This window comes from Pseudomonas sp. PS01299 (assembly GCF_029960145.1).
Taxonomy (GTDB): domain Bacteria; phylum Pseudomonadota; class Gammaproteobacteria; order Pseudomonadales; family Pseudomonadaceae; genus Aquipseudomonas; species Aquipseudomonas putida_A.
The window spans coordinates 1-7861 of the sequence record NZ_JASCPO010000251.1; the positions used below are offsets into that span (position 1 = coordinate 1).

A 7861-nucleotide genomic window follows, 5' to 3' on the forward strand; every position below is an offset into this window, starting at 1 on the left:
GGCAAGAGCGCGAAAGTCGCGCTCATCGCCTGTATGCGAATACTGCTGATCAGACTGAATGCCATGCTGCGAGACGGCACAGAGTGGCGGTGACGAACGGTGGCAGTAAGACAGTTGCTCCCACATTGGTATCTGGTGTCTGGAAACTATTTGGTCTTCTTCGGAATCCGCACCACGCGGGTATCGGAGTAGATGTCGTGCCAGGTGCGCTTCTGCTTGTCGTACAGCGACCAGAAGAATCCAAGCCCTGCGCACAGCCACGAAGCGATCGACACCATAAACCGCAGCAGCGCCTGCCACAGGCTGATCGCGCTGCCATCGGCGTTCTGTACGCGTATGCCCCATACCTGCATGCCCAGTGTCTGCCCGCCGTGGGTCCAGAACTTGGCGAAGAACGCAAACAGCACCAACAGCAACACTGTGGAATACAGCGGATCGCCATCCATTTTTCCGGCGTCGGTCAGCACGCGCAGGCGTTCTTCACCGATGATCGCTGCCTGGATCAACTTGTAGACGAACCCGGTGACGATCAGCAGGGCAGTGCACAACAGGAAGTCATAGAACATCGCGGCCAGGCGCCGGCCGAGGCCAACAGCAGGAAAGTCGCCCTGGGGAGTGAGCAGGTTCTTCGACATGGCAGCCTCTGGACGCAAAATGAAGCGCCATTTTACGGATTCGCGCGCACAAAAAAGCCCCTGATATCAATATCAGGGGCTTTTTCGTTACAGAAGATTAACCTTCTGCTTGTACTTCATCAGCCTGCATGCCTTTCTGGCCTTGCACAGCAACGAAGGTCACTTTCTGGCCTTCTTTCAGGCTCTTGAAGCCGTTGCCCTGAATAGCGCGGAAATGCACGAACAGATCCGGACCGCTTTCTGGAGTGATAAAACCAAAACCTTTCTCGTCGTTAAACCACTTGACGGTACCGCTCTGACGTTGGGACATTTCTTATTTCCTTTGACGCATAAATTGATGACAGCCTCTTTCTCATGAAAGAGTACTGGGGCTGGTTGCAGGAGAGTAAGAAGACGTCGAGCGGGATGTAGCTAACTTGTAGGCTACTGCCCAGGTCACGATTCCAAGCTGACCCATGCAAACACAGTGGACAAACTCTACGCCAACTACGGGAGAAAAAACAAGCCCCGCGAAGGCCCCGGTTTTACTGTCCCTGCTGGCAGTTAGTCAGTCTGCTAGTGCGGCTTAGACGATTAGCTTGTTCAAAAGTTTTCGAACGTTATAAGTAAAGTTCATAATCGAATCAAATGTTAGAAAATGCACTTTTTTGTGGCGATTGCGTTACACATTAGTGCACGCATAACGCAATCGCGTTACTTATAGAAACAGTCAATCAACCACGATAGTAGCGTTGTGGAACAAATGGCATTTTGCTTACAAGCATTTGCACCTTTTTCCCACGAACGATGGCCCAGACTGGCGTATCCAGGGTGACATAAGCGCTGTCGAGGTAACCCATCGCCAACGGCCCGCCCAGGGTCGGGCCGAAGCCGCCGCTGCACACGCTGCCGATGATTTCGCCCGCGTCGTTGACGATTTCTGCGCCTTCACGCACCGGCGTACGTTCCTGTGGCAGCAGACCGACGCGTTTGCGCGCGACGCCATTCTGCTGCTGAGCAAAAACTGTCTCTGCCCCCGGGAAACCACCGGCCCGCGCGCCGTCGGCACGGCGTGGCTTGGAGATTGCCCACAACAGGCTGGCTTCGATCGGCGTGGTCTCGGTGTTCATGTCGTGCCCGTACAGGCACAGGCCGGCTTCCAGGCGCAGCGAGTCGCGGGCGCCGAGGCCGATGGCCTGAACTTCCGGTTCGGCCAGCAGGGCGCGGGCGAGTTTTTCTGCATCGGCGGCGGGCACCGAGATTTCGAAACCGTCTTCACCGGTGTAGCCCGAACGGCTGACGAAGCAATCCACGCCCAGCAGTTGCACGCGATTGAACTGCATGAACGTCATCTTCGCCACCTCTGGCGCAAGACGCGCCAGCACGGTGACCGCAGCCGGGCCTTGCAACGCCAGCAGCGCGCGCGCTTCGAACAGCTCCGTAATGGTGCACTGATCGCCAATGTGTTTTTGCAGATGCGCCAGATCCTGATCCTTGCACGCGGCGTTGACCACCAGGAACAGCTCGTCGTTGCCCAGATTGGCGACCATCAGGTCGTCGAGGATGCCGCCGTTGTCGTTGGTGAACATTGCGTAGCGCTGCATGCCCACCGGCAGGTCGATGATATCCACCGGCACCAGGGTTTCCAGGGCCTTGGCGGCATTGGCGCCGGTCAGGCGGATCTGGCCCATGTGCGAGACATCGAACAGCCCGGCCTGCTCACGGGTGTGCTGGTGTTCTTTCATCACGCCCAGCGGGTATTGCACCGGCATGTCGTAGCCGGCGAACGGCACCATGCGGGCGCCGAGTTCGATATGCAGAGCGTGCAGCGGGGTTTTCGACAGTTGTTCGGTGGACATGCGTGGCTCCTTGAAAGTTTGAGTTTGGGGGCATGGGGCTAGATTTAGATCAAGATCAAAAGCCCCTCACCTCAGCCCTCTCCCGGAGGGAGAGGGGGCTAAGTGCGGTCCTCACCCAAAGGGCGAGGACATAAATCAGCATTCGATAATGTTGACCGCGAGACCGCCACGGGCGGTCTCTTTGTATTTGCTTTTCATGTCGGCGCCGGTCTGGCGCATGGTGCGGATGACTTTGTCGAGGGAGACAAAGTGTTGCCCGTCACCGCGCATGGCCATGCGCACCGCGTTGATGGCCTTCACCGAGCCCATGGCGTTGCGCTCGATACACGGCACCTGCACCAGCCCGCCAATCGGGTCGCAGGTCAGGCCGAGGTTGTGTTCCATGCCGATTTCTGCCGCGTTCTCGACTTGCTGCACGCTGCCGCCAAGCACTTCACACAGCGCGCCGGCGGCCATCGAGCAAGCCACGCCGACCTCGCCCTGACAGCCGACTTCGGCGCCGGAGATCGAGGCGTTTTCCTTGTACAGAATGCCGATGGCGGCGGCGGTCAGCAGAAAGCGCACCACGCCGTCATCGTTCGCACCCGGGATAAAGCGCATGTAGTAATGCAGCACCGCCGGGATGATGCCCGCCGCGCCGTTGGTCGGCGCGGTGACCACGCGGCCGCCGTTGGCGTTTTCTTCGTTGACAGCGAGGGCGTACAGGTTGACCCAGTCCAGCACCGACAGCGGATCACGCAGCGCTGATTCCGGGTTCTTGCACAGTTGCCGATGCAATGCCGCCGCCCGGCGTTTGACCTTCAGCCCGCCCGGCAGAATGCCTTCGTTGCGACAGCCAGCGGCGACGCAGTCCTGCATCACTTGCCAGATTTTCAGTAGACCGGCGCGCGTCTCCGCCTCCGGGCGCCAGGCGCTTTCATTAGTCAGCATCACCTGGCTGATCGACAGGCCGTAGGTGGCGCAATGGCCGAGCAAATCCTTGGCACTTTTGAACGGGAAGGTCAGTGGGGTGGCGTCTTCAACGATGCGGTCGGCCCCGGCCGCGTCTTCATCGACCACAAAACCACCGCCCACCGAGTAGTACTCGCGGCTGCGGATCTGAATACCTGCCGCATCGAAGGCACGAAAGATCATGCCGTTGGGGTGATAGGCCAGCGGCTTGCGAATCATCGCCAGGTGTTCTTTCTCGTTGAACGCAATGCTGTGTTCTCCGAGCAGATTCAGCCGGCCATTGCCGCGAATATCCTGCAGGCGTGCGGCGACGGTTTCGGTATCGACGGTGTCCGGGTGTTCACCTTCAAGGCCAAGCAGCACGGCTTTGTCGCTGCCGTGTCCCTTGCCGGTAGCACCGAGCGAGCCGTACAGCTCGACTTTGACGGTGCTGGTGGCCGACAACAGGTCATCGCGGCGCAGGCCTTCGGCGAAGCGCGCAGCGGCACGCATCGGGCCGACGGTGTGGGAGCTGGAAGGGCCGATGCCAATCTTGAACAGGTCGAACACGCTTAACGACATGAGTTGTTCTCCGGTTTCTTGTTATAGGAATTGGCGCAAGCTCGAGGCTGGACACAAATCCCCTGTGGGAGCGGGCTTGCTCGCGAGTGCGGTGTGTCAGGCAACATTGATGGCGATTGATACACCGCATTCGCGAGCAAGCCCGCTCCCACATTGGGATCTATGGTGTTGCTGAAAATCGGGGCAGGTGACCTGCCCCTCATCCGTTTAAGCGTAGCTTTCGATCGACGGGCAGGCGCAGACCAGGTTGCGGTCGCCGAACACGTTGTCGACGCGACCGACCGGCGGCCAGTATTTGCCTTCGACCAACGACGCCACCGGATACACCGCCTGCTCGCGGCTGTACGGGTGGGTCCACTCGCCGACCAGCTCCGCTGCGGTGTGCGGAGCGTTTTTCAGCGGGTTGTCGTCCTTGTCCAGCGTGCCGTTTTCCACCGCGCGGATTTCTTCGCGGATGCGGATCATGGCGTCGCAGAAGCGGTCCAGTTCTTCCTTGGATTCACTTTCGGTCGGCTCGATCATCAGCGTACCGGCGACCGGGAACGACATGGTCGGGGCGTGGAAGCCGAAGTCGATCAGACGCTTGGCAACGTCATCGACGCTGATGCCGCTGCTGTCTTTCAGTGGACGCAGGTCGAGGATGCATTCGTGCGCCACCAGACCGTTGCTTCCGGTGTACAGCACTGGATAGTGCTCTTCGAGGCGACGGGAAATGTAGTTGGCATTGAGGATCGCCAGCTGCGAAGCACGCTTCAGACCGGCGCCGCCCATCATGCGAATGTACATCCAGGTGATCGGTAGAATGCTTGCGCTGCCGAACGGTGCTGCGCAGACCGCACCTTCTTTGCGTTGCATCTGGCCGTGACCCGGCAGGAACGGGGTCAGGTGCGACTTGACGCCGATCGGGCCGACACCCGGGCCGCCACCGCCGTGCGGAATGCAGAAGGTTTTGTGCAGGTTCAGGTGCGAGACATCGCCGCCGAACTTGCCCGGTGCGCAGAGGCCGACCATCGCGTTCATGTTGGCGCCGTCGATGTACACCTGGCCGCCGTTGTCATGAATGATCCCGCAGATTTCGCGGATGCCTTCTTCGAACACGCCGTGGGTCGACGGGTAGGTGATCATCAGCGCCGCGAGGTGTTCGCGGTGCTCGATGGCTTTGGCGCGCAGGTCTTCGATATCGACGTTGCCGCGCGCATCGCACGCGGTCACCACCACGCGCATGCCGGCCATGTTGGCGGTGGCCGGGTTGGTGCCGTGGGCCGACGACGGGATCAGGCAGATGTCGCGGCGCTCGTCGCCACGGCTCTGGTGGTACGCGCGAATCGCCAGCAGGCCTGCGTACTCACCTTGCGAACCGGCGTTCGGTTGCAGCGAGATCGCGTCGTAACCGGTGGCGGCGCAGAGCATCGCTTCCAGTTCATCGGTCAGTTGCTGATAACCGGCGCTCTGCGCAGCCGGAGCGAACGGGTGCAGGGCGCCGAATTCGGCCCAGGTCACCGGGATCATTTCGCTGGCGGCGTTGAGTTTCATGGTGCACGAGCCCAACGGGATCATCGTGCGATCCAGTGCCAGGTCCTTGTCCGCCAGTTTGCGCAGGTAGCGCATCAGCTCGGTTTCCGAGTGATAACGGTTGAACACCGGGTGGCTGAGGATCGGCGACTGACGTACCAGCGCCGCCGGGATGGTGCTTTGCACCGACGCGGCCAGCGCAGCGAAGTCCGGCAGGGCCTTGCCGTCGGCGAACAGGCCCCACAGGGTTTCGATGTCAGCCTGAGTGGTGGTTTCGTCCACCGACAGGCCCAGACGCTCGGCATCGATGACCCGCAGGTTGATCTGCGCGGCGTGTGCCTTGTCGTGCAGCGTGGCGGTGTGTGCGCCGGTGGCTACGGTCAGGGTGTCGAAGAAGCTTGTCTGCTCGACGGTCTGGCCCAGTGCGCTCAGGCCCTTGGCCAGAATCGCGGTCAGGTGATGCACGCGGTTGGCGATCTGCGTCAGGCCTTTCGGGCCGTGATACACGGCGTACATGCTGGCGATGTTGGCCAACAGCACTTGTGCGGTGCAGATGTTCGAGGTGGCCTTCTCGCGGCGGATATGTTGCTCGCGGGTCTGCATCGCCAGACGCAGCGCCGGCTTGCCGAAACGGTCAACCGAAACGCCAACCAAACGGCCCGGCATGTCGCGCTTGAACGCATCTTTGGTGGAGAAATAAGCCGCGTGCGGGCCACCGAAACCCAGCGGCACGCCGAAGCGTTGCGCGGAACCGATGGCGACGTCGGCGCCGAACTCGCCCGGAGCGGTCAGCAAAGTCAGAGCCAGCAGGTCGGCAGCCACGGCCACCAGCGCGTTGGCGGCGTGGAAGCGCTCGGTCAGTTCGCGGTAGTCGAACACATCACCGTTGCTCGCCGGGTATTGCAGCAGCGCGCCGAAAAACGGCGTGACGTCGCTCAGTTCACGCTCATCGCCAACCACCACGTCGATGCCCAGCGGCTCGGCACGGGTGCGCAGTACGTCGAGGGTTTGCGGGTGGCTGTGGATCGAGGCGAAGAATTGATGGCTGCCCTTGTTCTTGCTCAGGCGTTTGCAGAAGGTCATGGCTTCGGCAGCGGCGGTGGCTTCGTCGAGCAGCGAGGCGTTGGCGATCGGCAGGCCGGTGAGGTCGCTGATCAGGGTCTGGAAGTTCAGCAGCGCTTCGAGACGGCCCTGGGAAATTTCCGGCTGGTACGGGGTGTAAGCGGTGTACCAGGCCGGGTTTTCCAACAGGTTGCGCAGGATCGGCGACGGCGTGTGGCAGTTGTAGTAGCCCTGGCCGATGTAGGTCTTGAACAGTTGGTTTTTGCCGGCGATGGATTTGATCATCGCCAATGCATCGGCTTCGCTCAGGCCGTCGTCCAGGCCGAGCACGCTGGTGCCCTTGATGCTTTCCGGGATGACGCTGGCGCTCAGCGCTTCGAGCGAGTCGAAGCCGAGGCTGTTGAGCATGGCTTGCTCGTCACCGGCGCGTGGGCCGATGTGACGGGCGATGAATTCGTTGGCAGTGCCGAGGTTTACTTGGGTCATGTCGTTACTCCTCAGGCTTCGGCTTGGGCTTTGATCAGGCGGTCGTAGGCGTCTTGATCGAGCAGTTTGCCGACAGCGGCGGCGTCGCTTGGCTGGAAGCGGAAGAACCAGCCTTCGCCCAGCGGATCTTCGTTGACCAGTTCCGGGCTGCCGTCCAGTGCCGGGTTCACTTCCACAACTTCACCGTCGAGCGGCATGTACACGCCGCTGGCGGCTTTCACCGATTCCACGGTGGCGGCTTCAGCGCCTTTTTCGTAAGCCTGCAGCTCAGGCAGTTGCACGAACACCACGTCGCCCAAAGCGTTCTGCGCGAAAGCGGTGATGCCGACAGTAACGCTGCCGTCAGCTTCGGTGCGCAGCCATTCGTGATCTTCAGTAAAACGCAACTCGCTCATGGAAACTCCTAAGGGGGCCAGACTCGTCTGGTGGACGCGGTGGAAGGCTTGGGCATGAAAGCCCTGATTTTATGAGCGGTTACTTAGCAAGAACGCGGCCAGATTGTATTTATCTATATAAATCAAATAGTTATATGTTTCTGGTTGTGATGGGTGTGGGGCTTCTGTAGCGAAATCGCTACAGCTTGGGGCGGGGAGAAAAGCTGAAGCGGATCAAAGCCTTGCACAGCGGCGGTCGGAGGATGGTGTATCGATATCGTTCCGCTGTAGCGCTTTCAGTACAGATGGAGGTCGGTTTTGAACGGATTTCGAATCCGTCACATGAACCCCCTGTGGGAGCGGGCTTGCTCGCGAAAGCGTCAGGTCAGTCGACATCCCTGTTGAATGGCCCACCGCATTCGCGCGCAAGCCCGCTCCCACA

6 protein-coding genes are annotated in these 7861 nt (G+C 60.5%); all 6 read right to left on the bottom strand.

Translation table 11 applies throughout. The features are described from left to right. Positions 1-146: 146 nt before the first annotated feature. Positions 147-635, bottom strand: a complete 489-nt coding sequence (locus QMX91_RS26700) for an RDD family protein (RefSeq protein ID WP_115989038.1) — start codon at positions 633-635, stop codon at positions 147-149. A 97-nt stretch (positions 636-732) separates the two neighbouring features. Beyond that, entirely contained in the window at positions 733-945 is a 213-nt protein-coding gene (locus tag QMX91_RS26705; protein WP_007934683.1) for a cold-shock protein, read from the bottom strand. A gap of 403 nt (positions 946-1348) precedes the next feature. Further along, positions 1349-2473 carry a glycine cleavage system aminomethyltransferase GcvT gene (gene gcvT / locus QMX91_RS26710; RefSeq protein ID WP_096795084.1) on the bottom strand — a complete coding sequence of 375 codons (1125 nt, stop codon included), beginning with the start codon at positions 2471-2473 and terminating at the stop codon, positions 1349-1351. 135 nt (positions 2474-2608) lie between these two features. Further along, positions 2609-3985, bottom strand: coding sequence for an L-serine ammonia-lyase (locus QMX91_RS26715; protein WP_027612541.1), 1377 nt, complete (start codon positions 3983-3985; stop codon positions 2609-2611). 207 nt (positions 3986-4192) lie between these two features. Continuing rightward, positions 4193-7060, bottom strand: coding sequence for an aminomethyl-transferring glycine dehydrogenase (gene gcvP, locus QMX91_RS26720; RefSeq protein ID WP_282413629.1), 2868 nt, complete (start codon positions 7058-7060; stop codon positions 4193-4195). Beyond that, entirely contained in the window at positions 7057-7440 is a 384-nt protein-coding gene (gene gcvH / locus QMX91_RS26725; RefSeq protein ID WP_027612543.1) for a glycine cleavage system protein GcvH, read from the bottom strand. The genes gcvP and gcvH overlap by 4 nt, the downstream gene beginning before the upstream one ends. Between the last annotated feature and the right edge of the window lie 421 nt (positions 7441-7861).

Bases quoted from the DNA above. Each gene is read 5' to 3' on its own strand.
- QMX91_RS26700 (WP_115989038.1), bottom strand. From the start codon at position 635: ATGTCGAAGAACCTGCTCACTCCCCAGGGCGACTTTCCTGCTGTTGGC.
- QMX91_RS26705 (WP_007934683.1), bottom strand. From the start codon at position 945: ATGTCCCAACGTCAGAGCGGTACCGTCAAGTGGTTTAACGACGAGAAA.
- QMX91_RS26715 (WP_027612541.1), bottom strand. From the start codon at position 3,985: ATGTCGTTAAGCGTGTTCGACCTGTTCAAGATTGGCATCGGCCCTTCC.
- gcvT (WP_096795084.1), bottom strand. From the start codon at position 2,473: ATGTCCACCGAACAACTGTCGAAAACCCCGCTGCACGCTCTGCATATC.
- gcvH (WP_027612543.1), bottom strand. From the start codon at position 7,440: ATGAGCGAGTTGCGTTTTACTGAAGATCACGAATGGCTGCGCACCGAA.